Raw genomic sequence first — 17,747 nt, 5'->3', positions numbered from 1 at the left:
ATAATAGAATAATATTAGTGTATTAAGAGAGTTTATTTTTATGTTCAGAGTATGATTTTGCGCATAAATTCATACTCTGAATGCTTTTTTTGTTGTACTTTGGTCGAAAAAGGCCGTGGAAACGGGACATCTTGGGCAGGGCTGGTTATATTTGCCGCATGAGAAAGAAACTACTGGTTTTGATGGCGGGTGCTGCAAGTATCGCAGGCCCCGTTCAAGCACAATTCAATACGGTCTCGACCGTGCCGTCCCGATACAGGGTTGAAGTCGTTTCTGCCGGTAGGGATAATGTGGCGACCTTGCCCGGAAACATGCTTTCCGTCCAAGACTCCTTACCGTCGGCAGGAGACGCCGCCCCGGCATTGCCCGCCGACACCTGCAAACACGTATGGATAGAGCGTTACCTTAGCGTAAGCTATCCGCTGCACCGGATGAAAATCAACTCGCTTTATGGGTATCGGAAAGATCCTTTTACCGGAAAAAAGAAGTTTCACAACGGAATCGACCTCCACGCACGGGGCGACGAGGTGATGGCCATGATGGCGGGAGTGGTAGTGAAAGTCGGGCAGGACAAATCCTCCGGCAAGTATGTGACCTTACGGCATGGAGACTACACGGTCAGCTATTGCCACCTGTCGCGTATCCTTACCCGGAAAGGGGCTGCTATCGGGCCGAGGGATGTCGTCGGTATTACCGGTTCTACAGGACGCAGCACCAGCGAACACCTGCATATTTCCTGCAAGCTCGATGGAAAAAGTGTCGATCCGTTAATGGTACTGGATTACATCAAGTCCATACGCGAAGAGTGCGTGGCGGCACTGGCCGAATCCAGAGAGGCCCCCGCATTAAGTCCTGCGGGTGGAAAACACAGATGATTCCGTTTATTTTTGTTAATCATTTCACGGGAATGGTAAAAAAATGCCTTTATGCTTACCTTTGCAAGGCAAAATTAAGGTATGAAAGGATTCGTTGCTGTTCTATCGTTGGTGCTGCTGGCCTTGGTATGCAATTCCGGGGCGCTGCATGTTCCGGCGGCCGGTGTGGCGGCTGCGCAGGAATGTTGTGTCCGAAATACGGACAACGCCTCTTTTCAGCAATTCCATGACAGAGACTCTATCCGGCAAAAAAAGGACAGCGACATAACAGGCATAATCGGGGAAATCCCCGATGTGGCTTGCCGTGCCGGCGCATCGGTAAAGGGGATGCATCTTCGGTACATATCTGTGGAAACGGCCCATTTTCTCCGAATTTTACAGCGGTATCTCATTTGCCGCATGAACAACCTGACCTATTGTTGTACCCTCGTGCATGACTCTTCCCGTAGCCCGAACTGGGATAATGCCTGCGAGCATTATATCTTCGGGATGAGACGGATTCTGATTTAGCGGTTTGTTTTTTTATCGTTTATACTGACGGTTACACTTGGCTGAAAAGCGGGGTGTGGCTGTTCGTCGTGAGTATATCTTATTATTGAACAATCAGCAAAAATAAAATTTTCAATCCGTATGAATCAAAACATTTCTGCTGCCGAAACCCTGTTTTCCGCAGCGCATCCCGATATAAAGAAGATTACCAATATTTCGGCTCTTATTCTTTCCCTCCTTTTTTGTGCGGTGGGACTGTGCCTTCTGTTTTTCTCGTCGAAAGTGGAAGATTCCTCTTCCGCGTCAGGTCCTGTCCTGCTGGTCGGCGGAATCGCCTTTCTGGTGGCCGGAGGTATTCGCCTGATGATAAGAAAAAGGAGTCTGATATACGTTCCGACCGGCAGTTTGGTGAAAAAAGGTTCTTGTTTCTTCGATGCGGGCGACCTCTCTGTATTGGGGCGGTTGCTGGAGGAGAAGACTTTTGACGGCAAGGCAGAGGTACTGCCGAAGAAGGACGGCGGTGTGCGGATGGACTACATGGTTTCGCAGGACGGTAACTTCGCTGCCGTCCAGTTGCTGAAGTATGTTCCTTACGCTTACGAACCGGCATCTTCCGTACTCCATTATACGGGAGAAGAGGCCAGCGCTTTCGTGAATGCTTTGCGGGTCGGCCGATTCTGATTCTGGAAGGGAAACGGTAACAGTTTCCGCAATTTGGCTCGTCCGGCAGCCGGTTCTATAAAAGAACGGTTGCCGGATTTGTTTTTATTGTGGACTGGGGTTTGTTTCTTTGGAAGGCTTTCATTTGCACGACAAATGTCCGGTTCATACATGACGCCATGCTCTGGAAAAGACCCGGTTGTACGGCAGGTTTTCTTGTACTCTGTATCGTTCCGACCATTTTTTATATGTTGAAGGTTAAAGTAATGAGTTATTATATATACCGATTGTTTGGTATTGGCACGGCTGGTAAAAGCTTGTAATTTTGTACCCGTTTTTCATTTCTTTTAAAAACTATAAAAAAATAACGGGTAATTGTGCGTATATCTGTTCTCGGACTGATACTTATGTTCCTGTTTCCGATAACTCTATTTGCCCAACAGAGGGTGGATGTGACCGGAAAGACCCTTGTCGTTTCCAACAATGGAGAAGGACAAGAGGTGTTGCCCTATACCAATATCTTGGTACTCGAAGCCGGGGATTCCACCCTTGTAAAAGGGGTGATGAGTGATGCCGGCGGGAATTTCCGTCTTAGCTTCCATGCAAAGAAAGAATCGCCTTACCTGCTGAAAGTTTCTTATATAGGTATGAAGCCGGAGTTTCGTGCATTAAATACAGGCAAGACGAAAATCCATGTCGGAAACATTGTCTTGACAGAAGGTCTTGAACTGTCCGAAGTGGTGGTCACGGCTCCCATAAAGGAGGTGGAACTGGTGGGCGACACTACCGTCATCAATGCCGATGCCTACCGGATTCCCGAAGGCTCGAACTTGGAAGAGCTGGTAAAAAAGATACCGGGCTTGGAATATGACAGGCAAAACAAAACCTTGGTTTATAATGGGCTTCCCATTGCGGAAATCAATGTTAACGGGGAAGCGTTCTTTGCAGGAAACCATGCGCTGGCTTTGGAAAATCTGCCCGCCGATTTGGTAAGCAGGATAAAAGTGTATGACAAGCGTAGCGAAATGGAGAAATTCATGGGGATAAAAACAGGGGAAGAAAACTATGTGCTCGACCTGCAAACCAAGAAGGAGTTCAACGGTACACTGATGACTTCCGTAGCCGCAGGCAAGGGTAACAACAAGAAAAAAGAAGCGGAACTAATCAGCAATTTCTTCAAAACCGGCGGGGAAAACCTGTCGGTAATCGCCAAAAGCGGCAACCGCAACATGACATCCGCAAACAAAGACAACCGCCAAGACAATGTAGCGGTGAACTTCCTGAAAAAGTTCGGAAAGAAGATACACCTTAACGGGAATGTCATGTACAGCAATGCTATCAATGGGAACGAGGGGACATCTTACTACGAGCAATACCTGAAAACGGGGAACCGCTACCGCTATGCGACCAGCGACCGCCACAACACCAACCGCATGGCAAGCACCATGCTAAGCATGAAATGGAATATCGATAAGATGACCTTGCTGAACCTTTCAGGCAGCTTTAGTGCGATGAAAGGGACAAACGGGAGTGACAGCCGGCAGGCGACCTACAATGAAAATCCAGAATTGGATATCACAGCACCGTTCAATGGGGAAGAAAACGGCCAAACGGAAAACGATATCCGGGTGAATGGCATCCGCATGAACTCCCGTTCAACAAGCGCCAACCGGCAGTATTTCCTGAACGCCGACCTCACCCGACGGCTGAACGAGAAAGGCAGCAGTTTGGGGCTAACCATGCAATACTCGGAGGGGAGAGGAAAGAACGAGGCGTTTTCCGTGTCCTCCACCACCTATTACCAATTGCAGGATGAGTGGGGTAACGATTCCGTCCTCTACCGTAATCAATATTATGACAGCCCAAACAGAAACCGCAAATTCAGCTTGGGACTGATACTGACACAGCCACTACACAAGAGCCTGCGGGCACAACTTTCGTATAAATTCAGACGGGAAAACCAAAACAACGACCGCAATACCTACGACCTGTCCCGCTTTTTCGACGGTACGGACGATGAACCCTTGTACACCCTGCCGGAAGGCTACGAGGCAGCCTATACCGACAGCCTGAGCAACAGAAGCCGAAGCCACACGACAGCGCATGAAGTGGCCCTCCACCTTAACTATACGGACAGAACTTGGGAAATCAACGCTGGCCTGTCCGTCGTTCCCGAACGGCAGAGTCTCGACCAGAAGACCGGGCGGATGCAAGCCGACACGCTGAGAACCTCCGTGAACTACTACCCGGCTGTTACCGTCTTGTGGCACAAAAAGAAAACACGGGTGCAACTAAGTTACGAGGGAGACACGAAACAGCCGGGACTGACCGAACTGCTGACACTGACCGACAACAGCGATCCGCTGAACATTACACGGGGAAATCCCAGCCTGCGCCCTTCGTACAACCAAAGGGTGCGCTTAGAAGCACGAGACACGAAGATAGGTTTGAACGGAGACATGACTTGGGCGAACACGGTGAACAGTGTGACACGGGCTGTGACGTACAATACCCAAACAGGCGGTATAGAAAGCTATCCCGTGAATGTGAACGGGAATTGGAACGCAAGAGCCACCGTGCGATACCAGAAGCGCATCAAACGCCGATTTTCCGTTACCGCACGTACCGGCGCTTCGTTCAGCCAGAACGTAAGCCTTATCAACGAGGGACAGCAGGAGATGCCGGAGCGCAGTACGACCCACAACACGACACTGAATGCCAACCTGCGTTTTGGCTACCAGCCCCAATGGGGAGGTTTCGACCTGACGGGTGACTGGCGTTTCCGCCACTCCACCAACCTTTTGCGCGAAACCGGCGATTACACCCGCGACTACCGCTTGGGGGTGAACGCCTACGCCGACCTGCCCGGCGGCATTCAGTTGCGGAGCGATGTCGATTATTCTTTCCGCAACGGGACGAACATCACCCCCGGCGAAGATGACCAGGTAGTGTGGAACGCCTCCCTTTCTTGGCGTTTCCTCAAACAGAAGAAGGCGGAACTGTCATTCTACTGGGCGGACATCCTTAGCCAGAAAAAGAACTTTACCCGCAGCGTCTCTTCCTCCGGATTGTCGGAGAGACACACGCAGCAGATAGGTAGTTGGTTCATGCTCTCCTTCAAGTACCGTTTTAACAAACAATTATAAAGCAGGAGCGAAGTTTATATTTTTTTAGTTAATGAGTGGTGATTTGCTTCTAATTATATACCAATTTTTAGGTATTGTGCTCTGAGTAAACTCGTTATAATTTTGCACCCCGAAATAATAATAACGAAATAATAAAATCACAGAAAGATGAAAAGAAACAATTTGCATGTCGGTTTGATGGCATTCGCAATGCTGCTGATAGGGGCATCGTGCAGCGATGACGACAACACCCTCTCATACAGCACGGGTGCCGTGCAGAATACCGAATTGAAAACCATTCTTGTTCAAAGAGGCTACACATTCAACGAGGACGGCAATCTGTTGCTTGATGATTTGGCTAACAATACGACGACGCTTGACCTCTCCGGAACGCAGATTTCCACAGACGCACTGGCAGAACTTTCCATGTTCCCTAACTTGACTGATGTGGATCTGTCGGACAATGGTTACGGCCCGGCGTTCGACTTTGCCAAATTGCCGGAACAAATCACCGGAATAGACCTGACGGGTAATGAAATCTACGACTATGATAATCTTGTGAGTGTCGTAGTGGAAGAAAACGGTGATGAAACTGTGACTAACCTGCACGAAATTACCAAACTTTACCTTCCGGAAACCGCTAAAGAGAATATCGAAGATCTCGTGCGTTTCTACCGCCAAAACAAGGAAGCCATCACCGCCGGCACCATTGATATGAAGATGACTGATGTCGACGGCAATCTGCAAACTTATACCACCCTGCGCGACGTGCCCGACGCAAACCTGCTCACTTATTTGCAGACAAATTTTGCCGATCTGTTTAACGGCGACCAAATAGACCTTAGCAAACATTTGGGACTCGACCAGAAAACAAAGGAACTGCTTGTTGCTCCTGCTGATAATGTTACCAACTTTGAGGGTATTCAGTTTCTGGTGGAGAATCCTTATTGGGAAGGTGCTAAAATCAGCCTTTATTCTGCCGGAGAAGAAAGTATAGCTTCTATGCCCAATATAAAAGTAGGGAAATTCATAACCCAAGTCATCCTGCAAAATATAGAAGTGGAAGATATCGACTTATCCAATGCTACAGATTTGCGAAGTGCTTGGGTCCAAAATAACCCGGCATTGCAGAAGTTAGATTTGAGTTATTCCACTATTTGGGGTCAAGGAGATAAAGAAACGGAAGGCAATGGTACGTATGGCAGTAGTCTGATGGTTCTGGGATGTCCTATACTGAAAGAAATCAAATTGCCCGAAAAAAATGAATTGAAAGCCTACAGAATTGATATTGAATGCTTGGACGCATTGGAAACATTTGACATGTCGAATGTCAAGATGGTAGCAGAACTCAGTATAGGTGATTTGAATAAAGACTTTAATCTGGTTTATCCGGAACTGACCATTTTCTATAGTGAAGATGGATATGCCGGTACTTATTTCGCTTGTTCAGAGAACACTTTCTATAGAGAATCAACCCAAGCATTCCTGAAAGCAAATTATACAGACATTGACCCAGACGATACGGTCAGAAGGTTAGGTTATACTTCTTCTTTATCGTATGATAAAAACAAAGGATGCCGTTGGAGGACTTTATTGAACAAACAAAAATAAAGTGTAATTATTTTTTTATTAAACTTTAATTATAAAAACGATGCGAAAATTTTTCTTAGGAGCTGCCCTTGTTGCAGCAAGTTTCGGAATGGCACAGTCTGCTGACGCTGCCACAGTGATGGATGTAGATGGTGTAAGTACCGTATTGGCAATCAGCGATTACGAAGGTACTTATAACGGTACAATGGATCAAATCAAAATGAGAGGAGAAGATTATGAGCCACGTGCTGCATCTTATACTCTTGAAAATGGTATTTTGAGTTGCGATTTTCCGCAGATCGGAAGTATGCCGGGGAATATCACTATCGAGTTGGAAGTAGAAGTAGATGAAGAAACCGGTGAAATTACAGCTTTCAAAGGTGATAAAGCAGGAACTTTGACCATTTTAGGCATGGATTTAGTAACATTGAAGTTAGATTCTTTGACTGATGCCAAAGTTACAGGCAACACTATCGAGTTTACTCTGGCAGTATCCGGTAAGTTCTTAGGTGCAGATTTCCCTGCATCCGTACACTTTGTTGGAACAAAATAATTCGTCATTATTTTGTCAAGCAACGAAATTAAATTCAGAAAGAGTAAGGAGAAAGCTGTCAAACGGCTTTCTCTTAGCTCTTTTTTTGTGTGTTACTAAGAAAAAATTATCACAATATATTCACCTCACCCAATGGGGAAGACACCATTATCCTGTCAGCAAGGCTGCTATGCCGCTAAAAACACTTCCGGTATGCAACCGACGGCGAGGAAACAAAATTATCCAAACCGCCTGAACCGCTTCTGAAGCCTACATGCGGTACACATCAAAGACAGACTTTGCCATCGGAAAAAGCCTGCCTTTAATCATGTAAAAACCATGACTTTACATACCCTTTGCGGAATACACGCAGGCAAGGGTAATGAACAGGAAACAATTATGGATTACAAAACAAGTAAATTATATAAGCAAAATGAAAAAGTTATACTTTTTATTCAGCCTTCTTATGGCAACAGTAATCGGATTAAGTTCGTGTGAAAGTGACGATTCACTTACCAATGAGCCACCTGCACAGGAATATATTGATAAGGCGAAGGAAATCCTTGTAGGAGACCTCGTGCTCTCAACCCGTGCTACAATGAGCGGTGTGGACAAGACGCTGTTGGAAAGCGGTTGCCCCACCAAATTCAACTTTTCTTGGCGGGAAGACGGCACGATGGTGCTCGACCTGAGCGACTTCACCGTGGGCGCCATGCCCTTCGCCATCACCTTCCGCTGTGCAACGAAGTTTATGCAACTCAACAGTTGGGAAAAGGATGAATACCCCGGCAGCGGTTGGGTGAAGTTCGTGGGAACGGACGGAAATGTCACCACGAGCGGCGATGACGCTGCGGACAACCAGGAAGGGAGCGGCGCCCGTGTAGATGGTTTCCTGAACGTGGACACCAAGCAAGTGGAGTTCATCGTGGACTACAACATGATGAACGTGCGCACCGAAACCTTCCTGCAAGAAATCGACAAGAGCCGTATCGACCGCTTTGAAGAAGAATTTGCCCAGTACGAAAAAGACTTGGAAGAAGCCAAGAAAGAACAGGGCAAGGCTTGACCTTTCGATTGCAGGAAAGAAGGAAAGACCGTAAGACACACGGCTTTCCCTCTTTTTTGTGTAGAATAACATGTTTTGATGATAGACAGATGAAAAGAATAACAGCCATCTTATTTTGTGTCTTACTGGCATGTATGAATGCCCAGGCACAACGTAAAGTAAAGCTCAAAGTTCTGGAGAAAGGGACGGAACAGCCGGTCATCGCGGCCACTGTGGTCTATGCCGATAACGAAGCGTTGCAAAACCTGCAGGGGAGCGTCACGAATGTGGACGGGCTGGCGGAACTGAAAATCCCCTCCAAGAAAACGTATTATTACAAAATATCCTATGTCGGTTTTGTTCCGGCAACAGGAAAGATAGAAGCGACCGAAACCGAGAAGACCGTCTATCTGGAAGAGGATCATTTGGGACTGAACGAGGTAGTCGTCACCGGTTCGCGTACAGCGCGACCCATCAAGATGTCGCCCGTTACGACGCAAGTCTTGGGCGGCAAGCAGTTGGTCGAAGCCGGATACAGCAACCTGCAACAGGCATTGCAGCAGGAAACTCCCGGTCTGAATATCCAGAAGGTGGGCTTCGGAAACGAAATCTCCATGCAGGGGCTCGACGCCCGCCACGTGCTGTTCCTGATGGACGGCGAGCGCATGACGGGCGACATGGCCGGGAATCTCGACTACGAGCGTTTCAACCTGCACGCCATCGACCGTATCGAGATTGTAAAAGGAGCCAGCAGTACGCTGTACGGCTCGCGTGCCGCCGGTGCGGTAATCAACCTTATCACGAAGAAAACGACCAAACCGCTTTCCATCGACGCAGGTGTGCGCTACGGACAGATGAACGAGCGCAATTACAAGAATCCGCAACCGAAGGATTTTTTGTATATGTTCGAGAAGAATGCCGACCGCCCCAACCTGCAAGGCTGGGTATCTGCCGGATTCAAGGCGGGGAAAGTAACCTCGCAGACCGACGCATGGTACAGTTCCTCGGATGCGTTCTACATGTATCAGGCGGAGAATGACAAGAAGGTCTACACGCAGGAGGCCAATCCCTTCCTTCCGCACGACATCACCGTGGTCAACTCGTCCTCACGTCCGCCGATGGGCATCGAGGGCAAGGAGCATATCACGGTTTCCCAAAAACTGTATTACGACCCGACCGATGACCTCTCGGTCTTGGTTTACGGGAGCACCTTCTTCATGAACACGTATGACCTGATACAGGACATGACTTTCAGCCAGGCGCGTGACTGGACGGCGGGAGCCAAGCTGACCTACCACGTGAAGGACTGGTTCAGCGTTACGGGTAGCCTTCATGCCGACTTTTACGACCGCTTCAAGCGGCACGAGCGCATCGACACGCGCAACAAGGACTACGAGAGTAGCATCTGGCAGCCGCGCCTGACCATCACGAGCAACTACTTCGACGGGCACAGCCTGATCTTCGGTGTGGAACATACGTCGGACGAACTGACCTCCGACCGTTTCTCCGGCAATGCCAACCACGATCTGAAAACCCGCGCCTTGAAAGAAACGGAGTATTTCTTGCAGGACGAGTGGACCATCAACCCCAAGTGGATGGTATCTGCCGGACTGCGTACCAACTTCTCGAAGGCGTTCGGTTTCATGGGGATGCCCAAGATTGCCGCCAAGTATTCGCCCAACGAACGGTGGAGCATCCGCGCCAACTATTCGATGGGATACCGTTCTCCGAGTATCAAGGAACTCTTCTTCAACTGGGACCATTTGGGCATGTTCATGATCCGCGGAAACGAGAACATGCAACCGGAAAAGAACAATTATTTCTCGCTGGGAGCCGAGTACAGCAACGACCGCCTGTTCCTGTCCGGTACGGCCTACGGCAACTATTTCCGTGATAAAATCGAGGGCGTATGGCGCATCTACGACATGCAGTACAACTTCGAGTACACCAATTTGAGCAAGCAACGCCTTCTGGGGCTGGAAGCCTTGCTGCGCTGGCACGTGCTGGACTGCCTGACGCTGAACGGGACGTACAGCTTCGTGAACGTGAGCAAGAACGAGGGCATACAGGTGAACACCACCTCTCCCCATGCCGCCACGGCCAGTCTGGACTACAAGTTCACGAAGAAGAACTACCGGTTGAACGCCGTGTTCAGCGCCTCGTACATGGGACGCAAGAAGTTCGACGTGCAGGACCGCGTGTTCGTGGAAGAGGACAACAAGAGCTATGACGCCTACTTCCGTTGCGACCTGCCGCAATACGTGCTGTGCAACCTGTCGGTGTCGCAGACCTTCTACAATAAGGTAAAACTGACGCTCGGTGTGGACAACATCTTCAACTACGTGCCGAAAACCCTCGGTTCGGGCATCACGATGTTCAACGTGCCCGCCACGCCGGGAACACGCGGATGGGTGCAGTTGGAATTTATGCTGGACGATGTGATTAACTCTTTAAGGAAAAAGAAATGATTAAATATACGACAATGAAACGTATGGGATTATTCAAAACGGTAAGCCTCCTGCTGGGCTGTCTCACGATGTTCTCCTGCGTGGACTATGACGACATACAGCCCTTTACGGGCAAGACGCTGCCCCGCAAGTCGGGCTATTCCACAGGGGTGACGAACGACTGGATATACTTCAACCTCCGCACGGGAGAGTCATTCAACACTTACACCGTGAACAAGGACATCAAGGAAGGCGAACAAATCAACCGCACGGACTGGGATCTGGCTTTCTGCGGCTATACCATGCGTACCAATTCGGGTACGAGCGGCATCGGTCAGGGCGGTGCCGCCGACTTGGGCTATGGCGGTTACGATGACTGGACGAGCGTTTCACAACTGCCTTCCGACTTGGAATGGGTCGTTGACACGGACGACGTGCGCGTCACCATGTCGCAGAACGACTGGAACCATTACCTTGTGGAAAACAATCTGGACTTCGATGCCAACCCGTGGTTCGACCCCAACAACGGTCCTGCCACGACCGAGACCAATGCCAACCCGCTGCTGTCGCAGGCCATGAGCTTCTCCGGGCCTCCCCCCACATACACCCCTTCGTTCCACACGTATGTGGTGCGTACCGCCGACGGAGAGAGGTACTTCAAGATACAGATTATCAGTTGGTACGATGCCAACGTGGAAATCGGTGATGAAGGCGGGAGAATCAGTTACTATTGCGACGAATTGAAATGACGGAAAGTATGATGGGACAATTCGTGCGCTTTATGCGCTTCTGCAACCGGCGGTGGGTGAAATGGCCGACAGTTATCGTCTTCCTGACGGCGATAACGGTCGCCCACTTCGTCATGGCAGACAAGTACGGGGACAGCCCCAATGCTCCCACTTGGGAGTTTACAATTACGCTGCACGCCGCCATGCTGGTTGCTGCGGCAATTATTATAGTATTCTACAAGAAACGTATCAAACGTAAATTAATGGAATATGGAAAAGACTAACGTAACGACCACTGAAACAACAAATGTAACACCTCCTGCCGCCAAACGGCGCTATTGGTGGAAAGCCATCGCTTCTTTCCTCATGGTATTGTTTACCATGCCTTTGGGGCACGGGCTGATGATTATCATGGAGCATCTGATGAGCGAGACCGTTCTGCACTATTCGGCCTTTGTCATGGGCGCGGTAGGTATGGCGATGGTGATTGTCGGCGTATTCGCCAAAGGAGATACGCGCCAAACACTCTGGGGATTCTTCGGCGGTCTGCTCTTCTGGACAGGCTGGGTGGAATTTCTCTTCATGTATTTTGCCAACCGTTTCGGCACGCAGCCGGAACTCGACCCTGTGACGGGTGAAATCGTAACCCGTCCCGAATATCTCATACTGCCCGCCTCGTTCGGTTTTTGGATGATGATTATGGTAATGTACCTGTTCAGTACAAAGAACGGATGCAACTTCATCAACTGGTGGCAACGGTTGCTCTTCCGTGGTAAGAAGAACGACATCGCCGCCCGCCCCATGACGCGCCACACGAGTATCGTCACATTCATGGAACTGATGATGTTGCTGTGGACTTCCTACCTGTTGCTGATGTTCTGCTACGATGATGTATTCCTGGGCGAGAATCATCCGGTGACACTGTTGGTGGGGGTCGGATGCTTTATCGGCTCGTTCTTTATCTTCGCCAAACAGTTGCGCCTTTCTGCGTGGGGGGCCAACATCCGTATGGCAATCGCTACCGTTATCGTGTTCTGGACACCGATTGAGATCCTTGGCCGTATGGATTTGTTGAGCGAGATATGGGTAGACCCTATGGGGCATAAGACGGAAATGATTATCATACTGGCAGCGTTCCTTGTACTGGCTGTTTACCTGTGGTATATGGGTGCGAAGAAAAAGAATGCCGTTTCCCAATAAAGAAAACCGGATATGGCAGCAACAAAAGAGAGAAAAAGGCACTGGCTTAAAGCGTTTGTCTCCATCGCTGTGACATTGGTTGCCATGCCGCTGACACACATCCTGGCACGTGCGCTGAAAGACGGTACGGCGGGGGTGGAACAGTTCTATGCCGGTATGGGAATGGGGCTGTTCGGTTTGCTGATGGTCATTATCGGTGTATTCATAAAAGGCGACGTCAAACAAACGCTGTTGGGTTTGTTCGGCGGTATGTTTTACTGGATGGGCGCCATCGACTTCCTGTTTATGTACTATGCCAACCGTTTCGGCACGCAGGCGCAGCTCGACCCGGTAACGGGCGAGATTGTCAGCCGGCCGGAATACCTGATACTTCCGTCCACATTCGGGTTCTGGGCCATGACGATGATGCTGTACCTGTTCTGCACTGCCAACGGCTGCAATTTCCTGAACTGGTGGCAGCGCTTGTTCTTCGGCAAGCACAAGAAGGAAATCGCCGCACGCCCCATGACACGCCATACCAGCATTGTCGCTTTTATGGAAGTCATTACCATGCTGTGGACGTGCTACTTGGTGCTGATGTTCTGCTACGATGAGCGTTTTTTTGGTGACCATCATCCGGTGACATTGCTTGTCGGGATGCTGGGCTTCATCGGTTCGCTGTTCATGTTCGCCAAGCTGTTGCGTTATGCTTCGTGGGGCATGAGCCTGCGTTTCGGTTTCGCCACCGTAATTATCTTCTGGATCGCGGTAGAGGTCTTCGACCGGATTCACCTGCTGAACGGGCTATGGGCAAATCCACAAGGACATGTGCAGGAAATCGCGTTGATTCTGGTTTCGTTTGCAGTAACCGGGCTTTATCTCGCTTGTGACAGACGAAAGAAAACTGCGGATGTAAAACGACAATAAAAGATAAATCATGAAACGGATAACTTGGAGGAAACATCATAAATGGTTCGGGTTGCTGTTCTGCTTCTTCATGCTCATGTTCTGTTGGAGCGGTATTGTGCTGAATCATCGTGAAGCGGTGGCCGACATCAACGTCAGCCGGAAGTGGCTGCCTGCGGGTTATCGTTTCGAAGCATGGAACGGCGGGCTGCTGAGGGGAACGCTGCGCTATACGGACAAGGATTCCGTGGCTCATATACTGGCCTATGGTGCAGCCGGGGTATGGCGCACGGACACTGCCGCCTCGGCTTTTGCGGACTTCAACGAAGGACTTTCCCAAGGGGCGGACTACCGTAGCATGAAAGGCATAGTGCAAACACCCGACGGTACGCTGTATGCCGCCGGCCAGTTCGGCCTGTACCGCCACGACGGAACGGCTTGGATAGAAATCCCCCTGCCTTTGGACGAGGGAGAACGTCTTTCGGACATCACCGTCCGGGGCGACACGCTGGTAGTTGCCGGACGTTCGTACCTCTATCTCTCCACGTCTTCTCACGCCGGATTTCGGAAAATACAGGTGAAAGTTCCCGACGGTTACGAGCCGAAGGTGACGCTTTTCCGCACGGTGTGGATGTTGCATAGCGGGGAGTTGTTCGGCACGGCAGGCAAGCTGGTTGTGGATGCGGTGGCTGTTGTGCTGGTTCTCCTGTGCCTCACGGGGCTTGCCTACTGGCTGCTGCCCAAGGACATGCGCCGCCGCCACCGCCACGGGCGGCACACGGAAGGCGAAGCCCGATGGACACGCCTCTCCCTGCTGTGGCACGACAAGCTGGGACGCACCACTATCATACTGACCCTCTTGGTGGCCGTTACGGGCTGGTGTCTCCGTCCACCCGTCATGATACCGTTGGCTCTGACTAAGACACCCGCTCTGCCCGGCACTTCCTTAGACAGCCCTAATCCTTGGCACGACAAGCTGCGCATGGTGCGCTATGACGATATGTGCGGTGACTGGCTGCTCTCCACTTCCGAAGGTTTTTATTCGCTGGCTTCACCGGATGCCGTTCCCGTGAAGGTGGAGGAAGCTCCCCCGGTCAGTGTCATGGGGCTGAATGTCTGGCAAAAGGATAAGCAGGGGAACTGGCTGGCCGGTTCGTTCAGCGGCCTGTTCGTTTGGGACAGACAGCAGGGCTGGGTAACGGACTACTTCACGGGAGAAGAAGCCGAAGATACAGCCGGTCCTCCTTTCGGCAAGTTTGCCGTTTCGGGTTACAGTGCGGATTTCAAGGGAAAGGAATGCGTGGTGGAATATTACGAGGGAACGGATGCACTTGTCCAGCCCGGCGAACTCTCCACACAACCCATGTCGCTTTGGAACTTCGCTTTGGAAGTACACAGCGGACGGGTGTTCATAGGCAGCGTGGCTACTTACGTGTTTGTCTTCCTCGTGGGAGGAGGATGCGTATGGTGTCTGTGGACAGGATATAGGGTGAGAAAAGGAAACAAGTAATAAAACTTGTTTTTAAGAAAGTCTCTTGGAGATTGAGCACACCCGATTCTACACAAAATGCGATGGCATACGGCAGAACGCCCTGTTTATTTTCATGCAGGACCGGAGAGATAAAACGGCATTTGAAAGAAACGGATTGCCAGTTGAAAATTTGGGAGGCTTTGTTCAAGATTCCATTGGTTGGAATGACCGCATACGGAGACATCGCCTCTTTGCGCATAAAAAGTGAGGTTGTGCCGGTTTGAAGTGAACAACCTCACTTTTTATAATTTGGGGCAGCGATTGTTTAACATCCTCCGCAACATCCGCCTCTTCTGTGTTTCTTGTGATGACGATGATAATCGCAGCAACGACCTTCATGATCACAATCTACGCAACTTCTGCATTCTTCATTCTTGCGACAACCTCTGCATTCCGAGCAGTCCGTATCGCATTTACACTTGCGGCAGGTACAGTCCTCGCAACAACATTCTATTTTCACTGTTTCCTTTTCTTTTTTGTCCTTTTGTGCAAACAGGGTCACACAGCAGGCTGAAAAAACGAGGACACAAGTCAATACGATTTTCTTCATAAATTATAATGTTTTAATGTAATGACTAAAAATACTTGTCCCTATTATTCTTGGTTTTTCGGGAAAATTAAAATTACGTTTCCAAAAATAGAGATATAATTCAATAATCACAAATCACTTATAATAAATGATGTGAAAAATGAGATTCCATTCAAAATATGAATTAAGAGAAATCTTTCCGCAAGTACACCATGTCGGTAAGCAGCTTTCCATCCTCATAAATCGGATGATCGTAATTATCCGTGAAGAAATTTTTCAGTCGGTGTGAGATACGAAAGCCGCAATGTTCGTAGAAAGAGAGTGTAGATGGCGTATCTCCCGTACCGACAAGCATGACGGAACATCTGCCCTGATAGTATCCAAAGAGATAATCAACCAGCCGTTTTCCGTATCCTTTGCGTTGGGAGGAGGGACAAACGGCTATGTTTTTTATTTCGTAAATACCCTCTCCTTCACACGTCACTACAGAGATAGCCTTCAGACCGTCATCATAGAGGGCAAACATCTCACCTCGTTCCAGATATTTGTCTATCATGCTTTCTTGTTCATCTGCCAACAACAGCAAATCCAAGAATTGTTTCTTGTTAGAAGTAATAAGTTTTATTTCCATGTCATATATTCTTTTTCCAATGTTCCAAAACCGTTTCCAAGTGTTCAAGTCCCCTTTCTACCACCCCTTGATAAAAAGGATAAGGCTTTTTCCCGATGATGTTCAAACGAATTTCAACAATAGTCATTCTTTCATTTCGTCAGTTCCTTGATTTTGTTCACGATGCAGCCACCCCACACGTGCGCCTTTATCAGAAGCAGAGGCGGCCGGGTAACGGTTTTTCCATAGAAGATGGCCGCCACCACCTTGCCGCCGCACCTTTCTATCTCCTCCTTGTAGTCGGCCATACTCTGTCCGCTTGTCAGCACGTCGTCCACGATGATAATCTGTTTCCCTTCGATATTCCCCGTGATACGGTAGTTCCTTTCGAGGATACGGTTTTCGCCGCCTTTCGCCTCGTGCAAGCTGTCGCGTGACTCGAACACATCGACATCATATAAGCCCGAACTTAGGTCCGGCCGGTGGGTTGTGATGTACCAGTCGAGCCGTTTGAATCGCCGGGCATACTTGAACTCGTCGCTGCACGGCATAAACAGGATGTGGTAAGGGGCATCGGCCAAATTCAAGACGGACATGCACGCCTTAAAAAACTCGATACCGTGATTTTCGCCCTCTTTGAACTGGTAGAGGGAACAGCAGAACGCCCGCTGTTCATCGTCGATCAGGTCGGCGTACCGTGAAGGATAGTAATACCCATAGAAAGCGACTTTTATTCCGTGCGATTTGAACGGCTTGAGCGGCTGATGGTCCTCGAAAAAGTCCGAACGGGCGAAACAGAACATGAGGCAGGCTTCCCGATGGCCCGCCAGTACCGCCAGACGGCAATAACGGTCGCGCTCTTTGGCGGTAGCGGCGTGCTGCTGCGAACGCAGCAGCTGCAGTCTTCCGTCGCCAGAAACCGGCAAGATACGACAGCAGGACTGCAAGGCCGCACAAAACCATGAACCAGAGCTTTGCTTCCATATTCATTGGGATAAGGTTATTCCGACATACCTGTACAACCGGCAGTTTTCTCTGCCACGGGAGCTTTGCACCTGCCGTTCACCTGTTTCAATGTCTTCTCGAAATATCTTGTTTTCATGTATTTATGCAATTTATTACTGTGTAATATATAAGCAAAGGAATGAATTACATTTTGTCTGCTGACATTCCTAATATTTTTTCCATATTGGGACGAAAGAAATTGCCCCACTCTTCCAGTTTCTCAATGATAGGCAAAAGGGTTTCACCTATCGGAGTAATCGAGTATTCGGAATGTGGGGGAAGTTCCGCAAATATTTTCTTCTCTATGATTCCATACATTTCCAATTTCTTTAATTGCTGATTTATAACACGAGCATTGGCTTCAGGAAACAATTTGTGTAATTTGCTCGGACATTTAGCCCCATCGCTTAGCTCAAAAATGATACAACTTTTCCATGTCCCACTAATAACTTCCATTGCAATTCTGATTCCGTAATCAATGTCAAAAGGTATTTTC

The 17,747-nt window shown here is 49.2% G+C and carries 16 protein-coding genes and 1 pseudogene; 13 read left to right on the top strand and 4 right to left on the bottom strand.

All coding sequences use genetic code 11. The features are described 5' to 3' along the window. Nucleotides 1–80 precede the first annotated feature (80 nt). From C1A09_RS07360 to C1A09_RS07290, 13 genes are all read left to right on the top strand, one after another. A complete protein-coding gene (locus tag C1A09_RS07360) occupies nucleotides 81–875 on the top strand; it encodes a M23 family metallopeptidase (RefSeq protein WP_007567541.1) in 795 nt (264 codons plus the stop codon). Between the two features lie 81 nt (nucleotides 876–956). Further along, complete coding sequence (locus tag C1A09_RS07355) at nucleotides 957–1,385, top strand: DUF8440 family protein (RefSeq protein WP_007567540.1); 429 nt, start codon at nucleotides 957–959, stop codon at nucleotides 1,383–1,385. A gap of 120 nt (nucleotides 1,386–1,505) precedes the next feature. Further along, a complete protein-coding gene (locus tag C1A09_RS07350) occupies nucleotides 1,506–2,045 on the top strand; it encodes a DUF8460 domain-containing protein (RefSeq protein WP_007567538.1) in 540 nt (179 codons plus the stop codon). Nucleotides 2,046–2,431: 386 nt separating this feature from the next. Further along, nucleotides 2,432–5,170, top strand: a complete 2,739-nt coding sequence (locus C1A09_RS07340) for an outer membrane beta-barrel protein (RefSeq protein WP_007567535.1) — start codon at nucleotides 2,432–2,434, stop codon at nucleotides 5,168–5,170. Nucleotides 5,171–5,317: 147 nt separating this feature from the next. Further along, the gene (locus tag C1A09_RS07335) at nucleotides 5,318–6,760 is read left to right on the top strand and encodes a hypothetical protein (protein WP_007569382.1); all 1,443 of its coding nucleotides are present in this window, start codon (nucleotides 5,318–5,320) and stop codon (nucleotides 6,758–6,760) included. A gap of 40 nt (nucleotides 6,761–6,800) precedes the next feature. After that, on the top strand, nucleotides 6,801–7,292 hold the full coding sequence (locus tag C1A09_RS07330; RefSeq protein ID WP_007569380.1) for a hypothetical protein: 492 nt from the start codon (nucleotides 6,801–6,803) through the stop codon (nucleotides 7,290–7,292). 412 nt (nucleotides 7,293–7,704) lie between these two features. Then, nucleotides 7,705–8,337, top strand: coding sequence for a DUF4903 family protein (locus C1A09_RS07320; RefSeq protein WP_044301994.1), 633 nt, complete (start codon nucleotides 7,705–7,707; stop codon nucleotides 8,335–8,337). An 89-nt stretch (nucleotides 8,338–8,426) separates the two neighbouring features. Beyond that, nucleotides 8,427–10,784, top strand: a complete 2,358-nt coding sequence (locus C1A09_RS07315; RefSeq protein WP_008655042.1) for a TonB-dependent receptor — start codon at nucleotides 8,427–8,429, stop codon at nucleotides 10,782–10,784. Nucleotides 10,785–10,798: 14 nt separating this feature from the next. Next, nucleotides 10,799–11,512, top strand: a complete 714-nt coding sequence (locus tag C1A09_RS07310; RefSeq protein WP_008655044.1) for an HmuY family protein — start codon at nucleotides 10,799–10,801, stop codon at nucleotides 11,510–11,512. Next, entirely contained in the window at nucleotides 11,509–11,775 is a 267-nt protein-coding gene (locus tag C1A09_RS07305) for a hypothetical protein (protein ID WP_007569374.1), read from the top strand. The genes C1A09_RS07310 and C1A09_RS07305 overlap by 4 nt, the downstream gene beginning before the upstream one ends. After that, nucleotides 11,762–12,691: a hypothetical protein gene (locus C1A09_RS07300; RefSeq protein WP_007569373.1), complete on the top strand. Its 930-nt coding sequence runs from the start codon at nucleotides 11,762–11,764 to the stop codon at nucleotides 12,689–12,691. Before C1A09_RS07305 ends, C1A09_RS07300 begins: the two co-directional genes overlap by 14 nt. A 12-nt stretch (nucleotides 12,692–12,703) precedes the next feature. Then, entirely contained in the window at nucleotides 12,704–13,597 is an 894-nt protein-coding gene (locus tag C1A09_RS07295; protein WP_007569372.1) for a hypothetical protein, read from the top strand. A 10-nt stretch (nucleotides 13,598–13,607) separates the two neighbouring features. Next, nucleotides 13,608–15,086, top strand: coding sequence for a PepSY domain-containing protein (locus tag C1A09_RS07290; RefSeq protein WP_007569370.1), 1,479 nt, complete (start codon nucleotides 13,608–13,610; stop codon nucleotides 15,084–15,086). 286 nt (nucleotides 15,087–15,372) lie between these two features. Here C1A09_RS07290 and C1A09_RS16315 read toward each other — a convergent pair whose 3' ends face one another. The 4 genes and pseudogenes from C1A09_RS16315 to C1A09_RS07270 form a co-directional block, all read right to left on the bottom strand. Next, entirely contained in the window at nucleotides 15,373–15,657 is a 285-nt protein-coding gene (locus C1A09_RS16315; protein WP_164932424.1) for a hypothetical protein, read from the bottom strand. A 163-nt stretch (nucleotides 15,658–15,820) separates the two neighbouring features. Then, the gene (locus C1A09_RS07280) at nucleotides 15,821–16,267 is read right to left on the bottom strand and encodes a GNAT family N-acetyltransferase (protein WP_007569366.1); all 447 of its coding nucleotides are present in this window, start codon (nucleotides 16,265–16,267) and stop codon (nucleotides 15,821–15,823) included. A 131-nt stretch (nucleotides 16,268–16,398) separates the two neighbouring features. Next, nucleotides 16,399–17,230: pseudogene (locus C1A09_RS07275) on the bottom strand (phosphoribosyltransferase family protein). Nucleotides 17,231–17,395: 165 nt separating this feature from the next. Then, on the bottom strand, nucleotides 17,396–17,707 hold the full coding sequence (locus tag C1A09_RS07270; protein ID WP_007569362.1) for a winged helix-turn-helix transcriptional regulator: 312 nt from the start codon (nucleotides 17,705–17,707) through the stop codon (nucleotides 17,396–17,398). Nucleotides 17,708–17,747 lie beyond the last annotated feature (40 nt).

It is taken from the genome of Bacteroides cutis (assembly GCF_900241005.1).
Lineage (GTDB): Bacteria > Bacteroidota > Bacteroidia > Bacteroidales > Bacteroidaceae > Bacteroides > Bacteroides cutis.
The sequence above is the reverse complement of the archived record's forward strand: the minus strand, read 5'-3'. Positions and strand labels throughout refer to the sequence as shown.